The organism is Flavimaribacter sediminis, assembly GCF_019492055.1.
GTDB lineage: Bacteria > Pseudomonadota > Alphaproteobacteria > Rhizobiales > Rhizobiaceae > Flavimaribacter > Flavimaribacter sediminis.
Window position 1 is genome coordinate 573212 of sequence record NZ_JAICBX010000001.1, and the last position, 18607, is coordinate 591818.

Consider the following 18607-nt stretch of genomic DNA (forward strand, 5'->3'; position numbering starts at 1 on the left):
ACGCCGATTCATACTGATTTCTAACATCGGAGCCTGCCTTGCTTGAGACCCCCTATCTACTGTTCCTGGGCGATGCGCCCGATTCACTGGCGGCAAAGGTTGCGCAGGGCATCAAGGACTGGCGACCGGAACTCGCCGTCGGACAATTGCGGCTGGACGGCTGCAACGCAAACCTGAAAATTCCCGATCTGACGATCGAGGAAGCAAAGGCCAGGGGCGCGCGCACCTTGGTGATCGGCGTCGCCAACCGCGGCGGCGTTATTTCCGAAAGCTGGAAAGCCGTTCTCAAGGAGGCGCTGGAAGCCGGCATGGATCTGGCTTCGGGCCTGCACAATCTGCTGCGCGACGAGCCGGAACTGGCGCAACTGGCGGCAAGTCAGGGACGCAAGCTGCATGACGTTCGTCTGCCCTCGGTCAAATATCCGATCGCCAACGGCAAGAAACGAACGGGCAAGAGATGTCTCGCCGTCGGCACCGATTGCTCGGTCGGCAAGATGTACACCGCCCTGTCCATGGAAAAGGCGATGCACGAACGCGGCATGAAGGCCACGTTCCGCGCGACCGGCCAGACCGGCATCCTGATCACCGGCGACGGCGTGCCGCTCGACGCGGTGATCGCGGATTTCATGGCCGGTTCGATCGAATACCTCACGCCGGACAACGATCCCGATCACTGGGATCTGATCGAGGGGCAGGGGAGCCTGTTCCACGCATCCTATTCCGGCGTTACGCTGGCGCTCATCCATGGCGGACAGCCAGACGCGCTGATCCTGTGCGACGAGCCCTTCCGGCCGCATATGCGCGGTCTGCCGGATTACACGCTCCCGAGCCTGGAGACGCTGCAGGACGTCGCGCTTCAGATGGCCAGGATCGTCAATCCGGATTGCAAGGTGATCGGCGTATCGCTCAATACATCGGCCATGGATGACGAGAAGGCGGCCGCCTATATCGCCGAGGTGGAGCAGAGGATGCAGCTTCCGACCGTCGATCCATTCCGGCAGGGAGCGGGGAAACTCGCGGACGCCCTGGCATGAGCATACGCAGACTTGGCGTCGAGGAAACCGTATTTCGCCTTGCGGAGACGTTCACCATTTCGCGTGGATCGCGCGATCAGGCGAACGTGATTACGGTTTCGATCACCGAGGACGGTCATACAGGTTTCGGTGAATGCGTGCCCTATGCGCGCTATGACGAGACCGTCGGCGGCGTCATCGCCGCCATCAAGGCGCTTCAGCCGGACATCGAGGCGGGCGCTGCGCGCGCCGAGTTGCAGTCGTTGCTGCCCGTGGGCGCTGCCCGCAACGCGCTTGACTGCGCCTTGTGGGATCTTGAGGCGAAACAATCCGGCAAACGCGTCTACGAGCTTGCCGGTCTCCCGCAACCAGAGCCCGTGACGACCGCTTTCACCCTCTCGCTGGAAGCGCCCGGCGTTATGCGGGAAAAGGCGCGCAAGAATGCGCATCGCCCGCTCCTCAAGATCAAGCTGGGCGGAGAAGGTGATATTGATCGCATCAAAGCCGTCCGGGAAGGGGCGCCGGAAACGGCCATCGTCGTTGACGCCAACGAGGGCTGGAGCGTCGAGACCTACCGCAGCCTTGCGCCGGATCTGCTGCGCCTTGGCGTGCGCATGGTCGAGCAGCCGCTGCCGGCGGGTAAAGACGAGGCGCTGCTGGAGCTCGACCGCATACTGCCGGTCTGCGCCGATGAAAGCTGCCACGACCGGTCAAGCCTGCCGTCGCTCGTCGGCAAATACGACATGGTCAACATCAAGCTCGACAAGACAGGCGGTCTGACCGAAGCCCTGCTTCTGAAGGACGAGGCGCTGGCCGCCGGCTATGCGATCATGGTGGGATGCATGGTCGGTTCATCGCTCGCCATGGCTCCTGCCGTGCTGGTAGCCCAGGGCGTCGACATCGTCGATCTGGACGGCCCGCTGTTGCTTGCCGAAGATCGTGATCATCCACTTGTGTACAAAGATGGCGGCGTATGCCCGTCCGAACCGGAATTATGGGGTTGAAGAATGCGTACAGTTTACGTCAACGGCGCCTATGTGCCGGAAGATCAGGCCAAGGTCTCGGTTTTCGACCGCGGCTTTCTGTTCGCCGACGGCGTCTACGAGGTCACCTCGGTTCTTGACGGCAAGCTCATCGATTTTGGCGGACATTGCAAGCGGTTGCGCCGCTCGCTCGGCGAACTGGAAATGCGTCTCGACCTGAGCGACGAGGATCTGCTCGCAATCCATCGCGAACTCGTTGCGCGCAACGATATCGACGAGGGCATGATCTATCTCCAGGTCACGCGCGGCGCCGCCGACCGGGATTTCGTCTTTCCTCCCGAAGATACGCCGCCGACGGTCGTGCTGTTCACGCAGAAGAAGCCGCTGATCGAGAGTGCGCTCGCCGCCAGGGGCCAGAAGGTCATCACCATCGAGGACAAGCGCTGGAGCCGTTGCGACATCAAGACGGTGCAGTTGCTCTATCCGTCGCTCGCCAAGATGGAGGCGAAGGCGAAGGGCGCTGATGACGCCTGGCTGGTGCGCGACGGTTTCGTTACGGAAGGCTCGTCCAACAACGCCTATATCGTGACGTCCGACGGGACCATCGTCACCCGGGATATCTCAAGCGCGATCCTCAGCGGCATCACCAGGCAGGCGGTGCTCGAATGCGCGCGTGATCTGCAGATGAAGATCGAGGAGCGTCCGTTCAGTGTCGAGGAAGCCGAAAACGCCGTCGAGGCCTTCTCGACCTCGGCGTCCGGTTTCGTCGTGCCCGCCGTGGAAATCGATGGCAAGCCGATTGGCGACGGCAAGCCCGGACCGGTCGCCACGCGTCTGCGTTCGGTCTATATTGAAAAGATGCGCCAAGCGGCTATCTGACCGTCTCCTTTCGATTGTGCGCAGTTCCGGTTTACTTTCCGGGGAATGCGGTGCAGATACGTCCAGATGAATTCCGCCACGTTATGCGAAAGTAATTTTGCAGCCGGCGAGCACTTCTCTGCGTATTGTGGATAGTGTTTCAGGGCGTCTCGCGGTATTTTGTGACAAGACCTGCGTAAGGGAGATCCCCCATGAATATTCAGTTGAAACAGAAGGACAGCCCGTCGCTCGGTTCTTTCAACTGGTCCGATCCGTTCCGTCTGGACGACCAGCTTACCGACGACGAACGGATGATCCGCGACTCCGCGCACGCCTACGCGCAAGAGAAGCTGCAGCCGCGCGTGATCGAAGCCTATCGCGAAGAAAAGACCGATCCCGGCATCTTCGCCGAAATGGGCGAGATGGGGCTGCTCGGCGTCACCATTCCGGAAGCCTATGGCGGCATTGGCGCAGGTTACGTGTCCTATGGCCTGGTCGCCCGCGAAGTCGAGCGCGTCGATTCCGGCTACCGTTCGATGATGTCGGTCCAGTCCTCGCTCGTCATGTATCCGATTTACGCCTATGGCTCGGAAGAACAGCGCAAGAAATATCTGCCAGGACTTGCCGCCGGCACGTCCATCGGCTGTTTCGGCCTGACGGAACCCGACGCCGGCTCCGATCCGGGCGGCATGAAGACCCGAGCAAAGAAGATCGACGGCGGCTACAGCCTGTCCGGCGCCAAGATGTGGATTTCCAACTCGCCGATCGCCGACGTGTTTGTCGTCTGGGCGAAGTCCGAGGCGCATGACGGAAAGATCCGCGGTTTCGTGCTGGAAAAGGGCATGAAGGGCCTGTCGGCGCCCAAGGTTGAGGGCAAGCTGTCGCTCCGGGCCTCGATCACCGGCGAGATTGTGCTCGACAATGTTGAGGTGTCCGAGGACGCGCTTCTTCCGAATGTTGAAGGCCTGAAGGGTCCGTTCGGCTGTCTCAATCGCGCGCGCTACGGCATTGCCTGGGGCGCGCTCGGCGCCGCCGAATTCTGCTGGCATGCGGCCCGTCAGTACGGTCTCGACCGGAAGCAGTTCGGTCGTCCGCTTGCGCAAACCCAGCTCTTCCAGAAGAAGCTCGCCGACATGCAGACCGAGATCTCTCTCGGTCTTCAGGGCGCGCTGCGCGTCGGCCGTCTCATGGATGAGGCCCAGGCCGCGCCGGAGATGATCTCGATCGTCAAGCGCAACAATTGCGGCAAGGCTCTGGAGATCGCCCGCATGGCGCGCGACATGCACGGCGGCAACGGCATTTCCGAGGAATTCCAGGTCATGCGCCACATGTGCAATCTGGAAACCGTCAACACCTACGAGGGCGCGCATGACGTCCACGCCCTGATCCTCGGCCGCGCCCAGACCGGCCTGCAGGCGTTCTTCTGATACCTGCCCGAACACACGCCCTGTCCCGATAACGGACAGGGCGACACGGAATCTCCTGCTGAAATTTCCCGCCATTTATGCTATAAGACGTGCAGTGAAACCCGCGAGCGCCCGGGCCCCTGACGCCTGAAAATCTCAATTCCCGAAACAAAGTCAGATTGTGAAACAAACCTACCACCAACTCTCATGCCGGACCTGATCCGGCATCCAGTCGTCAAGCGTCTGCGTGGCGGAAGATGAAGAAGCAAACACCTGAAATCCGGATTCCCGAAACAAAGCCAGTTTGTAAATCAAGCCTCACCACCAACCCTCCTGCCGGGCTTGATCCGGCATCCAGCGGCCACGCGTCTGCGTGGCGGAAGGTGAGGCAGCGAACGCCTGAAAATCAGATTCCCGAAACAAAGCCAGATTTCGCAAAAGCTCCATGCTACCAATATATTGAATCAAAATTATTAGTTAAAGTGTTGATATAATAGGATTTTTCTAACTTTCAATTCCATCTTGTCACGCGTCGCCGCAACGAATAGAGTGCGCTTGGCCCTGCGAGATGCCTCCGGACCCGCGGAAAAGGTTCAGCCTGCTCGATCATTCATGACATTCGTCTGCCCCAGGTGCAGCCGGTTGCGGGTCTCGGTCCTATGCACATGGAGGCAACATGAAAATCCTTCCCGCATCTCCGGATATTTCCCGTCTCAAGAAGCAATCCAAGCAGTTGCTGAAAGCCGCCAGGGCCGAAAGCCCCGAAGCGATCGCCCGCTTTGTCGAGGCGTTGCCGTCCTTGCGGGACGGCGATGCGCCAACTGCGAATGTTCTGCGGCTACACAATGCGCAATCGGTCATTGCGCGTGAATACGGATTTCCGTCCTGGCCGCAGTTGAAGCGTTACGTCGAGTGGAAGCGCGGGGATCTCGCAGAAAGGCTGGCGACCTGGTTGCGGCTTGTGCTGGAAGGCAACGCCGCGCGTCGCCGGCTCGCCATGCGCATGATGGATGAAGAGCCGGATCTGTTTGCCGGCGATCCATGGGTCGCGTGCGTCCTCGGCGATGTTTCGGCTCTGCGTGACATTCTTGGCCGCGATCCGGATTTCGTTCTGAAGCAGGACGGTCCGCTCGCCATGCCGCCACTGGTCGCTGTCGCGCATTCGAAACTCATTCTCGACGGCGATCGCGAGGACGGCCTTCTCGCATCGGCCCGTCTGCTCATCGATCACGGCGCGGACGTCAACGCACGCTGGTCCGACCCGCAATACAAGGACAGTTCGCTTTCGCCGTTATACGGAGCCGCTGGCGTCACTCACCATGCAGGCATGACGAAGCTGCTGCTCGACGCGGGCGCGGATCCGGATGACAACGAATCCCTCTATCATTCCATGGAGACAGGCGATCTCGCCTGCACGCGATTGCTTCTCGAGGCAGGCGCGACGGTTCCCGGAACCAACGCTGTGGGTCGGGCGCTGGATTACGACAGGCTGGACGCGTTGAAACTCCTCATCGATCACGGCGGCGACCCGAATGAGAACGTCTGGCTGCACCATGCGATCATGCGCGGGCGCTCCCTCGAGCATATTCGGCTGCTTGTCGAGGCTGGCGGCGATAGCCGCGCTGTAAGTAGCGAAGGCGTCAGCGTCTTTCGCTGGGCCATGCTTCATGGCCGCGAGGATGTCGTCTCCTTGCTCCGGGGTCTCGGCGTCGAGGAAAGCCCGACCGACGAAGAGCGCTTTGTCGCCGCTTGCACGCGCGGCGACGAGGCGGCGGCCCGATCCATTCTTGCAGATCATCCCGATGCGTTGTCGCGTCTGTCAAAGGCGCAGCTGCAGATTCTTCCGCAGCTTGCGAGCATCGGCGCGATCGACGCCGTCCGCACGATGCTGGCGTTCGGCTGGCCGCGAGAGGTCAAGGCCGGGTGGCATGCGACGGCGTTGAACCACGCCGTATTTCAGGGAGACGCCGCCATGACCCGCCTGCTCATGCAGGCCGGCGCCGATTGGCGAGCACAACATGGTTTCGGCGACAACGTTCTCGGCACACTGTCCTTCGCCTCGAATGCGGAGGACATCGCCGATCCCGCGCCGCTGGATTACGTCGGTTGCGCAAAGGCGCTTGTCGAAGGCGGCGTGCCGGTCGAAGCCTTCGATGAGTACGTCTTTTCTCCGGAAGTCGCGGCCTGGCTCGAAACTGCGTAGCGCCGTTAATTCATGCGAAAGCGCGCGCCCGGCGCCGGCGGGGTCTCCACCGCGCCGGCGAAACACTGGGCGTTCTGCATCCAGTATTTGGCGACCGGGCCGACAGCCTCGATCTGCGTATCCGCAACGTTGCGGGTCTGGGTCACCACTTGGCAGAAACCGGTCGCCGGTCCCGTGACGCAATTGTCCTCCTGCGGCTCGTTCCATTCCCATATCTCGCCCGATGGCGCGGTCAGGGAAACGAATGGCGCCGGATCGGGAACCGGTTTCCCGCGATTGACGAATGTCCAGCCGAAGGTGGTCACGCCCAGATGGGCGATGTTCCTGATCCGGTCGGTGTCGACCCGCTCCTCGCCGAGCACATCGAACACCTCCTGGCCATGCGCCCAGGTCTCCATCTGCCGCGCTGAAATGCAGGAGCGCGCGCTCATGTCTGGCCCCGCCCAGGCAAGACGGGCCTTGGGATCGGCTTTCGAATAGGCGTCCGCCAGTTCTTCGAAACCCTCGCGCCATGACGCCGCGAGGCGCAGACCGGTCGTGTCTCCCAGCCAGTCATACTGCACCTGCCGCAGCGATCTGCCTTGCTGGAGAGCTTCGGCGATCGGAACCATGAAGGCGTCGAACGCCGCCCGGTCCCTCAATGTCAGCAAAGCGCCGTGATTGAACATGTGCAGATGTCCGATCACATCCTCGATCGTCCAGTCCTTGAACTGCGTGACGGTCTTCAACCGCTCCGCGCCGAGCGGCGCGACGAGGGCGTGGAGGGCTCTGGATTCCTCAAGAAAGTCTGTGGCTTGCTGCATCTTGCGTTCCTCCGTCCGCCATGCGTCAGTAAACTGTGCCGTCGCAATTTTGTTAAGGGGTCAATCGTTCTTTTTACCAGTTAGCTTGTAGCGCACGAAGCCCCAGACCTTTCTTGGCATCACAAACACGCCAACTGCAAATGCCAGAGCAACTAGCAACGGATGTGCGCGCCTCAGCATTCGACTGGCATAGCCTTTGGCTTCCTTTTCCTGTTCTTCGACCTGGCCACCTTCGAGGTGGCCGCAGACATGGTGGCCAATCTCATGATACAGGGTCGTTTCGGCATTTAATCGGTAGAAAAAACTCCGATACCAGATGTTTTTGCTCGGCCAGGTCACCAGTATCTTCGAAAATTCAGTACGATAATAACCCAGATAATCCAGATCCTCGTGAAACGGCATAACGTCGATTGACGTCAGCTTCTGCAGATCCCTGGCGTCGGGAGTATGCAGCCAGCGGGACACCATTTTCGCGATCTTCTCCGGATCCTTCAGTTTTGTCGATATGGTGATCTGGACACCGCGCTTTTCAAAGCAGTAGGATCGATCTGCGACAACAGAAGCCAGAAGATCGACCGTGCGCCGGTGAAGCGAATGGAGTTTGGACCGTCGCAACCGACGCAATTCCCTTGCGCATTGATCGCTGTCTATCTCATTGAGAATACTTAGAAGAACCGCCAGGAATCTGGCTTGTGGGCCACGATGATATTCGGCCCATTTGGGCGATCTCAGCTGTTCCAGAATGACAGGTTTCGCGGGGGTTCCGATTGCATACAGAACGCGCCAGCCGTCCCGAGTCATCCTTGTGTTAGAGCCTGCAACGCCGCCAAGAAGCTTTTTCAGCGCGGCTCTGGCAGGATCTTCCGAAGGTGTCGCGTTTACGTTCATTCACCATCCCTATTTCTACCTGATGTAGGTATTCAAGGCAAAGCAACCAAGGCTTCGGTGGTCACACATGGAGTGTTGTGATAGCGGGAGGTTCGCGCTTTGGCTGTTGGAAACTTTCGTTTTCGGGAATAACAGTCACGGACGCAATTTCCGGAGATCAGCACGATGAGCAACGGTCGAAACAAGTACCAGTCACGAGAGAACCGTGCGGTTGTTGATGAGCTTTTAATGAAGCAATGGGATCCAATCGGCGTTGGCGAAGATCCAGACGCTGCCGGTGAATACACCAACTACGCCGACCGCGCCAATGTCATGCTGATGGACGAAGATGCCGATGTCGATGAAATCGCACGATATCTCGACTGGATCGCTACGGTTTACATAGGGCTGCCGGGCTTCCCCAAGAAAAGAGTGTTGACGCTGCTGAGTTGCTGGTCAGTCTCAAACCTTCATTCAATACGCACTGAAGCGCCGCGGCGACACAGGCGGCCGAAAATTCAATCTACTGGTCGCTGATTTCGAACAGCATGGCGCCATTCGCGATCTGGCGGCCGGTCTCCGCGCCGATCGCTGCGACGATCCCGTCGATCGGTGAAACAATTTCGTGCTGCATCTTCATCGCCTCCACAACGCCGAGCCGCTGACCTTTCGTCACGGCGTCGCCGATTGAGACGCCGATATCCGTCACGACGCCATGCATCGGCGCGCGCAGAAGGCCGGCTTCGGCGCTGTCTTGCAGGCCCGACTTCAATCCATCGAGGCGGCGAAAGCGCAACTCCCGGCCTTTCAACGCGACAAAGACAGCGTCGCCTTCGATCAACGCCGCGTCGAGGCGCAGGCGCTTGCCGTCGATGACGAACAGCATCGGGTCCGACGGATTGGTCTGCACTGTCCTCGTCGCCCCGTCCATTTCAATCGCGTAGCAGCCATTGCCTTTGGCGGTGAGGCGCAGCTCCGGCGCCTCCATCAAGCTCATGCGAACGGGAAGCAGCGGCGAACTCGACCAGTCGAGCAGGGCGGGGGCAACCGAAACGGCCTTTTCATGCGCTTCTCTGCGTCGGTCGAGATAGACGAGAATGGCGGCGATCGCCGTGGCGTCCGGATCGACCTCTACAAGTTCGAAAGACAACTTTCCGACCAAATCCGTTGTCGCCTGGCCTGACGCAAAGGCGTCGGAGGTCAGCAGGGTCTTCAAAAACGCCTTGTTGGTTTGCGGACCGAAGAGGATCGTCCGGTCGAGCGCTGATACGAGCGCCTGCCGGGCGCTCTCGCGGTCTGGCCCATGGGCGACGATCTTGGCGATCATGGAATCGTAGAACGGCGAGATTTCCGTGCCGGTCTCGACGCCTGAATCGACCCGCACGCCGTCGCCCTCCGGCGGCCGCCACAAATGGATCGGACCGGTGGACGGCATGAAGGCGTCGTCCTCGGCGCATAGCCGCGCCTCGATCGCATGCCCGTGAAAGCCGATATCCTCCTGGCGGAGTTCGAGCGTTTCGCCGCGCGCTATCCGGATCTGCCATTCCACGATGTCGAGGCCGGTCACCATCTCGGTCACCGGATGTTCGACCTGCAGCCGCGTGTTCATTTCGAGGAAGTAAAAATCGCCGCTTTCCGTTAGCAGAAACTCCACGGTTCCGGCGCCGAAGTAGTCGACCGCCCGGGCGGCGTCCACGGCGGCCTTGCCCATGCCTTGACGCAACTCGTCTGTCAGGGCCGGGCCGGGCGCTTCCTCCAGCACCTTCTGGTGGCGCCGCTGGACCGAGCAGTCGCGTTCGCCCAGATGGATGCAATGTCCGTGCGTATCGGCGAGAATCTGGATCTCGACATGGCGCACGTTCTCCAGCGCCCGTTCGAGGATCAGTTCGTCCGATCCGAATGCCGCGCGCGCCTCCGTGCGCGCAATATCGAGTTCGCCTTTCAGGGCGTCAGTGTCCCTGACAAGGCGCATGCCGCGACCTCCGCCGCCGGCCGAAGCCTTGATCATCAGCGGAAAGCCGATCTCTTCCGCAGCCCGCACAAAGGCGTCGTCGCTCTGGTCTCCGCCCTTGAAACCGGGAATGCACGGGATGCCCGCCTGTTCGACCAGCGCCTTGGCTGCAGCCTTGCTTCCCATGGTCCGGATAGCGTGTTCGTCCGGCCCCACGAAAATCAGGCCAGCGTCCTTGCATGCTTTGGCAAAGTCTCGATTTTCCGAGAGAAAACCGTAGCCTGGGTGAATGGCTTGAGCATTCGATTCAAGCGCTGCCGCGATTATCTGCTTGATGGAAAGATAAGATTCGGCCGCAGCCGATCCATCCAGAGCGACCGCCCTGTCTATGAATTTGACGTGTGGCGCGGCGCTGTCGGCCGGCGAGTGGACAGCGATTGTCTCAATCCCCATGCGCCTTGCCGTGCGCATGATGCGGATCGCGATCTCGCCGCGATTGGCGACGAGAAGCGTGTCGAAGGTTTGCGTCATCGCGCCCAGTCCGGCTTTCGCTTGCCAAGGAAGGCGGCGATGCCCTCGCGGCCTTCCTGACTGGTCATGCAGTTTGCGAAACGATCGGCTGCAAGGTCGATCAGTTCATCGGTGTCCATCTGGCCGACGCAAAGAAGAATTTCCTTGGTCGCCGCGTTCGCCTCCGGGCCGCATCTGAGAACCGCCTTGCGGATCTCCTTTTCCTTTTCAGCGAGTTCGTCGGCCGAATCGACGACCTCGTTGGCAAGTCCGAGTTTCAGCGCTTCGTCGCCGTCGAACCGCGTCGCCGTCAGCATGATGCGCCGGGCGGTCCGCAGCCCAAGTCGTCGCACCACATAGGGCGCGATCTGGGCCGGCGGAATGCCGAGGGTTGTTTCGGTCAGGGAAAACTGTGCGTCCCGGGTGGTGATGACAATGTCGCCGGCGCATAACAGGCCGAGCCCTCCGGCCATGGCGGCGCCTTCGACAAGCATGATGACCACCTGCGGCATGCCGTCGATCAGCGCGAAGAGTTCGCCTGCGTCGCGGTTCGCATCGCGGATCGTCGCCATGGGGTCGGCGGATTCCTCCGCCTCCATAAAGCCTTTCAAATCGCCGCCGGAACTGAAGACCCCGCCATTGCCGCGGAAGGTAATGCCGCGGATTGTGCTGTCCTCGCGCGCCTGACCGAGAACGGAGGTCAAGGCCGTCACCGTGTCCGACGACAGCGCATTGCGTTTATCTGGGCGGTTGAAGCGGATCGTCAGCCAATGGTCCTCATGGACCAGCACCAGACCGCCGGATTCCTGCAACATGGGGTTCTCCTTACATTCTCGCCACGCCGAAGCTGTTCGGATGGAGCTGCCGTCGTCGCGCTTCCCGGCAGGTTTCCAGGGCAAAGCCCAGCACCTTGCGCGTGTCGCGCGGGTCGATAACGCCATGATCCAGCATGTGGCCAGAGGTATAGAAAGCGTCGGATTGTCCGTCGAACAGACTGACGATCTTGTCGCGCTGTGCTTTCAGCATCGCCGGGTCGAGCGTCTTGCCGCGCCGCGCGGCCGATCGGGTCATCACCTGTTCCATCGTCAACGCAGCCTGCTCGCCTCCCATCACGCCGGTCTTCGCGTTCGGCCAGGAAAACAGGAAATCCGGCGCGTAGGCGTAGCCGCACATGCCGTAGTTCCCGGCGCCGAAGCTCGCGCCGACATAGAAGGTGATCTTTGGAACCCGCACATTCGATACGGCCTGGATCATCTTGGACCCGTGCTTGATCATGCCGGCGTGCTCATACTCCGCGCCGACCATGTAGCCGGTTGTGTTCGACAGGAAGACCAGAGGAATGTCGGCCTGGTCGCACAATTGCATGAATTGCGCGGCCTTGGTCGCCCCTTGCGGATCGATCGGCCCGTTGTTGCCGAGAATGCCGCAGGGATGGCCAAAGACGTCGGCCTGCAGGCAAACAGTGGAGACGCCGTAGTCCGGCTTGAAATCGCTGAAATCGGAGCCGTCCACCAGTCTGGCGGCAAGCTCGCGCATGTCATAGGGGCGTCGATAGTCAACGGGCGCGAGCCCTGCGATCTCGTCCGCCGACGACACCGGCTCCGTAAAAGCCCGGGCGGGCGGTGCGGCGCAGTCCTTGTTCCAGTCGAGACGAGCGACGATGTCGCGGGCGATCGCAATGCCGTGGGCGTCGTCCTCGGCCAGATACTCCACCAGCCCGCTGACGGATGCATGCATTTCCGCGCCGCCAAGCGTCCGGTCGTCGGATTCTTCGCCCGTGGCCGCCTGGACGAGGGCTGCTCCGGCAAGCGCCGCCATACCGTTCTTGCGCACGCCGATCACATAGTCGCTCATGCCCGGCTGGTAGGCCCCGCCTGCGGTCGACGGGCCGTGCAGAACGGTGATGACCGGAACGCCGGCGGCCGACAGTTTCGCAAGGCCGTGAAACATGCCCCCGCCATGCGCCCACAGCTCCACCGTGTAGTCCATGAGATTGGCGCCTGCGCTTTCGACGAGATGGATGAAAGGCAGTTTTTGCTTCAGGGCGATGTCCAGGCAGCCAAGCGCCTTGTCGACCGATCTCGGGGTTGACGCGCCGGCGTTGATGCCGCTGTCGTCGACAAAGACCAGGCAGCGCACGCCGCTCACGAAGCCGATGCCGGTAATCATGCTTGCGCCGGGCACGCTGGTCGCGGGATCGCCATTGTCGGCCAGATAGCCGGCCATATTATAGAGCGCGAGGTAGGGCATGCCCGGATCGAGCAATTGCGAGAGCCGTTCCCGCGGCGTCAGTTGTCCGCGCTCTTCGAAACGTGGCCGACGCTCCTCCGATTTGGCGGCGGCGCGGTTTTCCAGATCCCGCAGCGTTCCGACGAGACCGAGCATTGCAGCGCGGTTTTCCGCAAAACTTTCAGACTGGACGTCGAGCATGGAGCGATAGACGGGCATGTGCCTAATCCGGTTGATGTGCTGGTTCGCGATCCTGCCGCCTTTCAAGTCGCAACGCCAGTTCATTTGGAACGTGAATCGGCGTCGCGAGAAGGATTTGAGCGTACGCCTTGGCCTGCGGGTCGTTTCTCAGGCTGGCGACCCCGCCCCCGCCAAGGCAATCGTGCAGGAGAAAATTGATGGCGTTGAGACCCGGAAGATAGAACCGCTCGACCCGGCCGTTGAGAAAATGCGCGAACCGGTCGGCGACGAAATCCTCCGTCAGTTGCTCCCAAAGATAGGGCAGCGCATCCGGGTCTCGGGCGATCACGCCGATATTGGCCTTGTCACCCTTGTCGCCGCTGCGCGCCAGTGCGGCATCGATCAGCCGAAGCGTCGCCATTTGCGTCGTGGCGGCGGGAGCTGCGGGTGGTTCGGGTCTGACGATCGAGGCGGGGCCAGTCGTTGGCGCATGCGTGACAGTGCGGGTCGCGCCGCCCAGACTGACGGTCAGCGCAATGTCGTCGCGCGGCAAAAGGAATGAAAAGAGCCTGACGACCGGCGAGGGGCGCGGGCGCGTCCCGGCGAACCCGCTCAGCCCCGGCGGCCCTGACAGGCCGAGCCCGACCGCCTCGCGGAACAGCAGCGCGATCGCCTTTTCGTCCGCATGGCGGGCGGCGAGCTTGACGCAGACCTCGCGCCACTCCTGCGCGCGGGCATGCGCGCCATACTGGCTTTCGGCGCCGATCACCTCGACGCTGGTCTCCGTGTAGTCCGGGAGGTTGGCGCTGCGCAGGATATGTCGCGCCCGGTTGACGGCGGCGTCGGCGAAGCGCTGCGCCTTTCTGTCGGCGTCGAAGCCGGTGAAGCTGAAGAGATGGCCGCCCCGGTATCCGTCCATCCAGGTGGCGCAGATTTTCAGCGTCTCAGGCGGCGGCGATCCCTTTGCTCCCGTCACCGCGACAAGGTCGTCCGCGGCCTGCTCAAGCCGGACCTCGCTGAAATCGCATGTCACATCCGGCAGCTTGTAGGCCTGCGGATCGCCGATCTCGTAGAGGATCTGTTCGGCCACGGTGCCGGTGGATACAAGGCCGCCGCTGCCTTGTGGTTTGGAAACCGAAAACCGTCCGCCAGGCTCGACCTCGACGACGGGATAGCCGATCGTCTCCATCGTGTCGGCGCACAGCTCCCAGTCGGTGAAATTGCCGCCGGTCGCCTGCGGGCCGCACTCGATAATGTGCCCGGCCAGACTGCCGGCCGCCAGCAGATCGCAAGATTCAGCTGTCCATCCATGGACGTGAATGCACACGCCGAGCGTGACGGCGGAATCGACGCAGCGCCCGGTCACCACGATGTCCGCGCCCATGTCGAGGGCTTCGGCGATCCCGAAGGCGCCCGTATAGGCGTTGATGCTTGCAATGCGTCGCGGATCGGGGAAGGGGGCTTTCGCGTCCAGTTCCAGGATATTCGATCGGGACAGGTTATCGGCGCGATCCGTCAGATCATCGCCCGTCACCCAGGCGACCTTCAGGGCGAGGCCAGCTTCGGCGATAGCCTTTTCAAGCGCCGCCGCGCAGGCGCGCGGGTTCAGCCCGCCGGCGTTTGAGACGATCCTCACGCCTTGTTCGGCGATGCGCTCCAGATTGGGCGCAATGGCTGCGGACACGAAATCGGTCGCGTAGCCGAGCGTCGCATCCTTGGCCCGCGCCCGCGCCAGGATAGACATGGTGATTTCCGCCAGATAGTCGTAGACGATGAAGTCGACGCGACCGCTGTCGAGCAACTGGCGCGTCGCCAGCGCCGCATCGCCCCAGAAGCCGCTCGCGCCGCCGATCCTGACAGGTCTGTCGCTCATAAGCCTCCCCAGCGAACGAACCGCCTCCTCGATGCGGATCGATCTGTCGATCTACATAAGATGATCGGACAAACGTATGCAACCGCTCCCGTCAGCCCTCAAAGCCTTCCAGCTTCATGTCGTGCGCGTAGCCGCGTCCCTCGCGTTGGTCGGGCGGCGGAATGAAGAGGAATTCCGGCGTGCGCCGGCGATATTCATGCATATGGACGATCACCGTGTCACGGTCGGCGAGCACAACGCCATAGGCCGGTTCCTCCATGTTGCCGGGAACGCGCCTGATATCCGGATTCTCAGTCTCGTCGCGCAGATCGAGCGCAAGCTGCTGGTTGGTGCTGCGCATGCAGGAGACCGGAACGCCGCGCCAGCTTCCGAAGATCGGCCGGTGGATGTGCCCGAAGAACAGATGCCGTATCCGCGCCCGGTGCGGCTCGAGGATCGACCAGAGCGCTTCGCTGTCGAGCATGCGACTGCCGTCCATTCCGGCGATCCCGACCTCGAAGGGCGGATGGTGCATGAAAAGGAAGACCGGCTCGTCATCGGCGTCCAGTTGCGCCTTCAGCCATGCCTGGCGTTTCTCGCAATAGTGCCCCGAGTGCACGCCTTCCTGCAATGTTTGAAGGAACAGGCACTTGCCGGCGTCGGTCCGCCAAACGCCCTGGACGAAACCATTACCGTCGTCGAAGGCGTCGGGAAAGTGGCGGCGGAGTTCCGGCACGGCGTCGTGATTGCCGACCATCAGGACGAGCGGGATCGTGAGGCCTGACACCGCCTTTTTGACAGCTTCGTACTCTTCCGGCCCGCCCCAGTGGGTCAGATCTCCGCCGATGACCGCAAATTCCGCGTCGGACTGTTCGGCGTTGATGCTTTCTACGGCGCCGGCAAGCCGTTTCGCCGGGTCGGAGCCGTACATGGTCTTGCCTTCGCCGACCACGTGGACGTCGGTGAGATGGATGAATTTCGCCATTTCGGAAATATCCGCCTGAGGTTGAATGCAGGCTGACTATAGTGGCCGGGTTTCGCGCCGCAAGGGCGGCCAGGTGTATTCAGCCCCGTTTCGGGCCGATCCGGTTGCGCAGCGTTCCCAACCCCTCGATTTCGAGTTCGACCACGTCGCCGGGATTGAGGAAACGGCCGAGTTCAAGACCACAACCCCCGCCGACGGTTCCCGAGCCGATGAATTCTCCCGGATAAAGCGTCTCGTCGCGCGAGACGTGGGCGATGATCCGGGCAAAGGAGTGGTGCATTGTGGACGAATTTCCGCGAGACCATTCCTCGCCATTGATACGGGCGACCATAGTGAGATTGTCGCCATCGCCGATTTCGTCGCGCGTGACGAGCCACGGTCCCATCGCATTGGCGGTCCGGAAATCCTTGCCCTTTGACGGCCCAAGCCCGCCCTGCATTTCGGCGATCTGATGGTCCCGGGCGCTGAAATCGTTGAAGATCAGGAACCCGAACACGTGGTCCATGGCGTCTTCTTCGGCGATGTCGGATCCTTCCTTGCCGATGATGATTCCCAGTTCGAGTTCGTAGTCCAGTTTCGTCTCCCCGAATGGCCAGAGGATCTCGTCTTCGGGGCCGGAGACGGAAAACCGGTTGCCCTTGTAGTATATCGGTTGATCGTACCAGACCTGCGGGATGACGACCTCGTCCGGAGATATTCGCGTTTTCGCCTGTCCGAAAAGATACCGGTTCGCGCGCGCCTGGCGCAGGTGCATTTCGAAGGTCAGGGCGTCGCGCATTTGCGGCGGACAGGGCACAGGCGCCAGCAAGCGGACCTGGCTCGTAAAGATCTTTTCTGCTTCGTCGATTGCGTCGCCGGCGGCGGCGAGACCTTCCTCTCCAGCTTCGATCAGGGAGAGCATATCGGAAAAGGCGGGATGGAGATTGCGGTCCAGAACGGCGATGCGGCCGTCATGCGCTATCGCGCCGATTTCGGGCGCTTCCGCGCCCGGTCGTTCAAACGTCAGGAGTTTCATGCCGTCTCTTTCAGATCTTCATAGAGTTCCGATACGCGCGTGCCGGCGACGTATGTCTTTGCGAATGAGGGGCGCTGCTGGATGGCCTCCCACCACCGTTTGAAATTCGGAGCATTGTCCCAGACATGGGCGAGGCCGAGATCGCGCATGCGGTCGACCGTGGGAACCACGCAGATATCCGCGATCGTGAACTGGTCTCCGCAGAGCCAGGCATGGTCGGCAAGCGTCTTGTCCATGCGCGAGATCGTGTCGCCAAGCCTCTCGATCGATTCCGCCATCTTGCTGTCGGTGAATCCGTTTTTTCCCATTTCCTTGTAGAAATGACGGCGCAGCGGCCGGTCGTCCGCGTTGGACTGGATCTCTTCGTCCGAGTAATCGCGATAGTGCCGGGAGAAGGCCTTGTTGAAGGAGGGGACCCGGATGGCGGCCGTCGGCACTTCCTCCAGATAGCGCATCCATGCCCGCATGCCGGCGCGTCCATAGGCGTCGGGGGGCGAAAGCGGCGGTTCGGGAAACACCTCGTCGAGGTATTCCATGATCACCGAACTGTCGATGACAGGCCTTCCGTCATGCAGCAGCGTTGGCACCACGCCGTTGGGATTGAGCTTCAAATATTCCGGCGCCAGCTGTTCGTTCTTGCGAAAGTCGATCTTGGTGTTCGTGAAATCGACGCCTTTCTCGTAGAGACACATGCGGGTTTTCTGGGAACAGGTCGAAATCGGATTGTTCAGAAGTTCGAGCGTCATCATTTTCCTCCGCCATGGGCTCCACAGGAGCACGGTTCGTCATGCGGGCAGGTTGCGCCGCGCCGGTATCTCAACATCTGCCGCATGATTTCCGGACGCGGCGGCGCGATCCGGCCATGCGACAGGTCGCGGTAGATCGAGGCGACATTGGCGACCACGCGTTCGCGGTCGAGCCAACTGTCAAACTGGTCGAAGGCGATGTCCCAGGCGGCGTCCTCCCAGGACATTCCCGCTTCGTATCGTATCGTCGCCTCATTGCGCGTATGGATCAGGTAATCGCGCATATGCCGCAGTTCGGCCTTGGTCCCGACCGGTCCGTGGCCCGGAACCACCGTTTCGATGTCCCAGTCCAGAATGAGGTCGCAGGCCTTGATCCAGTTGTCGATCGGGCCTGCCCAGATGATCGGATGACCGCCCGAAAACAGGATGTCGCCTGTAAAGACGGTTTTGGCATCCGGTATGTGAACCACAATGTCGCCGCGCGTATGGGCGGGTCCGAGTTCGACCAGTTCGACGGTGCGGCCGCCGACCTCAATGGTCTTGTGGCCGTTGAACAGCTCCGTCGGCGGACGGTGAACCACGTCCGAAAAATCAAAGCGCACGCCCATTGTTTCGTGAAGAAAGGCGCCGATTTCGCCATGGTTGCGCCAGTTGCGCACCATCTCGGCGAAGACTTCTGCAGGGCGTTCCTCCATTTCCTCCGCACAGGCCGTCGATCCGATGATCCGGGCGTCGCCGGCGAGCGCATTGCCGAAGGTGTGGTCGCCATTGGCGTGGGTGTTGACCAGTATGTCGATTGTTTCGGCTTCCGGCGCGGCGCGGCGGTAGGCGTCCAGCATGTCGCGCGTCAGGCGGCCGGTAAACAGCGTGTCGACCAACAGGCTTTCGCCCTCCGAGACGACAAGTCCGCTATTGCTCCATCCCCAGGATCCGTCTCCCTGAATATAGGCGAAAAGGCCGTCGCCGAGATCCGTCAGTGTGCGTGTTACATTCGTTGCCAAGTGCT

General features: G+C 61.4%; 16 protein-coding genes. 6 read left to right on the top strand and 10 right to left on the bottom strand.

Translation table 11 applies throughout. From position 1 onward, the window contains the following. Positions 1-38 precede the first annotated feature (38 nt). The 5 genes from dgcN (at position 39) to K1W69_RS02765 (ending at position 6463) form a co-directional block, all read left to right on the top strand. Entirely contained in the window at positions 39-1034 is a 996-nt protein-coding gene (dgcN, locus tag K1W69_RS02745; protein WP_220226798.1) for an N-acetyltransferase DgcN, read from the top strand. Continuing rightward, entirely contained in the window at positions 1031-2017 is a 987-nt protein-coding gene (gene dgcA, locus K1W69_RS02750; RefSeq protein WP_220226799.1) for an N-acetyl-D-Glu racemase DgcA, read from the top strand. The genes dgcN and dgcA overlap by 4 nt, the downstream gene beginning before the upstream one ends. 3 nt (positions 2018-2020) lie before the next feature. After that, positions 2021-2875: a D-amino-acid transaminase gene (locus tag K1W69_RS02755; RefSeq protein ID WP_220226800.1), complete on the top strand. Its 855-nt coding sequence runs from the start codon at positions 2021-2023 to the stop codon at positions 2873-2875. A gap of 191 nt (positions 2876-3066) precedes the next feature. Further along, a complete protein-coding gene (locus tag K1W69_RS02760) occupies positions 3067-4281 on the top strand; it encodes an acyl-CoA dehydrogenase (RefSeq protein ID WP_220226801.1) in 1215 nt (404 codons plus the stop codon). Between the two features lie 655 nt (positions 4282-4936). After that, complete coding sequence (locus K1W69_RS02765; RefSeq protein ID WP_220226802.1) at positions 4937-6463, top strand: ankyrin repeat domain-containing protein; 1527 nt, start codon at positions 4937-4939, stop codon at positions 6461-6463. Positions 6464-6468: 5 nt separating this feature from the next. On the opposite strand, the gene K1W69_RS02770 is transcribed toward K1W69_RS02765, so the two are convergent. Both K1W69_RS02770 and K1W69_RS02775 read right to left on the bottom strand, forming a co-directional pair. Beyond that, positions 6469-7266 (bottom strand): TIGR03084 family metal-binding protein, encoded by a 798-nt coding sequence (locus K1W69_RS02770; protein ID WP_220226803.1) that lies wholly within the window; start codon positions 7264-7266, stop codon positions 6469-6471. A gap of 60 nt (positions 7267-7326) precedes the next feature. Next, complete coding sequence (locus tag K1W69_RS02775) at positions 7327-8154, bottom strand: hypothetical protein (protein ID WP_220226804.1); 828 nt, start codon at positions 8152-8154, stop codon at positions 7327-7329. Between the two features lie 165 nt (positions 8155-8319). On the opposite strand from K1W69_RS02775, the gene K1W69_RS02780 reads away from it, so the two are divergent. Beyond that, a complete protein-coding gene (locus tag K1W69_RS02780; protein ID WP_220226805.1) occupies positions 8320-8670 on the top strand; it encodes a hypothetical protein in 351 nt (116 codons plus the stop codon). On the opposite strand, the gene K1W69_RS02785 is transcribed toward K1W69_RS02780, so the two are convergent. The 8 genes from K1W69_RS02785 to K1W69_RS02820 all read right to left on the bottom strand — a co-directional run bounded on the left by K1W69_RS02785 (position 8657) and on the right by K1W69_RS02820 (position 18602). Further along, positions 8657-10615, bottom strand: a complete 1959-nt coding sequence (locus tag K1W69_RS02785) for an acetyl-CoA carboxylase biotin carboxylase subunit (protein WP_220226806.1) — start codon at positions 10613-10615, stop codon at positions 8657-8659. The genes K1W69_RS02780 and K1W69_RS02785 overlap by 14 nt on opposite strands. Further along, complete coding sequence (locus tag K1W69_RS02790) at positions 10612-11409, bottom strand: enoyl-CoA hydratase/isomerase family protein (protein ID WP_220226807.1); 798 nt, start codon at positions 11407-11409, stop codon at positions 10612-10614. Before K1W69_RS02790 ends, K1W69_RS02785 begins: the two co-directional genes overlap by 4 nt. A gap of 10 nt (positions 11410-11419) precedes the next feature. Further along, positions 11420-13042, bottom strand: coding sequence for an acyl-CoA carboxylase subunit beta (locus tag K1W69_RS02795; protein ID WP_220226808.1), 1623 nt, complete (start codon positions 13040-13042; stop codon positions 11420-11422). Between the two features lie 4 nt (positions 13043-13046). Beyond that, positions 13047-14876, bottom strand: a complete 1830-nt coding sequence (locus tag K1W69_RS02800; RefSeq protein ID WP_220226809.1) for an acyclic terpene utilization AtuA family protein — start codon at positions 14874-14876, stop codon at positions 13047-13049. 91 nt (positions 14877-14967) lie between these two features. Then, positions 14968-15840, bottom strand: a complete 873-nt coding sequence (locus K1W69_RS02805; RefSeq protein WP_220226810.1) for a phosphodiesterase — start codon at positions 15838-15840, stop codon at positions 14968-14970. Positions 15841-15919: 79 nt separating this feature from the next. Next, positions 15920-16855, bottom strand: coding sequence for a fumarylacetoacetate hydrolase family protein (locus K1W69_RS02810; RefSeq protein WP_220226811.1), 936 nt, complete (start codon positions 16853-16855; stop codon positions 15920-15922). Then, complete coding sequence (locus K1W69_RS02815) at positions 16852-17601, bottom strand: glutathione S-transferase family protein (RefSeq protein WP_220226812.1); 750 nt, start codon at positions 17599-17601, stop codon at positions 16852-16854. Before K1W69_RS02815 ends, K1W69_RS02810 begins: the two co-directional genes overlap by 4 nt. Then, positions 17601-18602 (bottom strand): MBL fold metallo-hydrolase, encoded by a 1002-nt coding sequence (locus K1W69_RS02820; protein WP_220226813.1) that lies wholly within the window; start codon positions 18600-18602, stop codon positions 17601-17603. The genes K1W69_RS02815 and K1W69_RS02820 overlap by 1 nt, the downstream gene beginning before the upstream one ends. Positions 18603-18607: the final 5 nt, after the last annotated feature.

Coding starts and splice junctions, on each gene's coding strand:
- dgcA (WP_220226799.1), top strand. CDS start 1,031: ATGAGCATACGCAGACTTGGCGTCGAGGAAACCGTATTTCGCCTTGCG.
- K1W69_RS02755 (WP_220226800.1), top strand. CDS start 2,021: ATGCGTACAGTTTACGTCAACGGCGCCTATGTGCCGGAAGATCAGGCC.
- K1W69_RS02760 (WP_220226801.1), top strand. CDS start 3,067: ATGAATATTCAGTTGAAACAGAAGGACAGCCCGTCGCTCGGTTCTTTC.
- K1W69_RS02765 (WP_220226802.1), top strand. CDS start 4,937: ATGAAAATCCTTCCCGCATCTCCGGATATTTCCCGTCTCAAGAAGCAA.
- K1W69_RS02770 (WP_220226803.1), bottom strand. CDS start 7,266: ATGCAGCAAGCCACAGACTTTCTTGAGGAATCCAGAGCCCTCCACGCC.
- K1W69_RS02775 (WP_220226804.1), bottom strand. CDS start 8,154: ATGAACGTAAACGCGACACCTTCGGAAGATCCTGCCAGAGCCGCGCTG.
- K1W69_RS02780 (WP_220226805.1), top strand. CDS start 8,320: ATGAGCAACGGTCGAAACAAGTACCAGTCACGAGAGAACCGTGCGGTT.
- K1W69_RS02785 (WP_220226806.1), bottom strand. CDS start 10,615: ATGACGCAAACCTTCGACACGCTTCTCGTCGCCAATCGCGGCGAGATC.
- K1W69_RS02790 (WP_220226807.1), bottom strand. CDS start 11,409: ATGTTGCAGGAATCCGGCGGTCTGGTGCTGGTCCATGAGGACCATTGG.
- K1W69_RS02795 (WP_220226808.1), bottom strand. CDS start 13,042: ATGCCCGTCTATCGCTCCATGCTCGACGTCCAGTCTGAAAGTTTTGCG.
- K1W69_RS02800 (WP_220226809.1), bottom strand. CDS start 14,876: ATGAGCGACAGACCTGTCAGGATCGGCGGCGCGAGCGGCTTCTGGGGC.
- K1W69_RS02805 (WP_220226810.1), bottom strand. CDS start 15,840: ATGGCGAAATTCATCCATCTCACCGACGTCCACGTGGTCGGCGAAGGC.
- K1W69_RS02810 (WP_220226811.1), bottom strand. CDS start 16,855: ATGAAACTCCTGACGTTTGAACGACCGGGCGCGGAAGCGCCCGAAATC.
- K1W69_RS02815 (WP_220226812.1), bottom strand. CDS start 17,601: ATGACGCTCGAACTTCTGAACAATCCGATTTCGACCTGTTCCCAGAAA.